This window comes from Phyllobacterium phragmitis (assembly GCF_002980495.1).
GTDB classification, from domain to species: domain Bacteria; phylum Pseudomonadota; class Alphaproteobacteria; order Rhizobiales; family Rhizobiaceae; genus Paramesorhizobium; species Paramesorhizobium phragmitis.
This window is the reverse complement of record NZ_PVBR01000130.1, coordinates 1-255: the sequence shown is the minus strand read 5'-3', so window position 1 is coordinate 255 and position 255 is coordinate 1. Positions and strand designations below refer to the sequence as shown.

The 255-nt window shown below is 65.5% G+C and carries 1 protein-coding gene; it reads right to left on the bottom strand.

The annotated features are described in order from the left end of the window. Nucleotides 1–255 (bottom strand): GTP-binding protein (locus C5748_RS27660; protein ID WP_245582022.1); only part of this gene is annotated, 255 nt, incomplete at both ends.

The window sequence follows — 255 nt, the reverse complement described above, 5'->3', positions numbered from 1 at the left end:
CGACCTGACGGGCGAGCAGGATGTGCTCGCGGGTCTGCGGCATCGGGCCGTCGGCAGCCGAAACCACCAGGATCGCGCCATCCATCTGGGCGGCGCCGGTGATCATGTTCTTCACATAGTCGGCGTGGCCGGGACAATCGACGTGGGCGTAGTGCCGGTTTTCCGTCTCGTACTCCACATGCGCCGTCGAGATCGTGATGCCGCGCGCCTTTTCCTCCGGCGCCGCGTCGATCTGGTCATACGCCTTGTACTCGC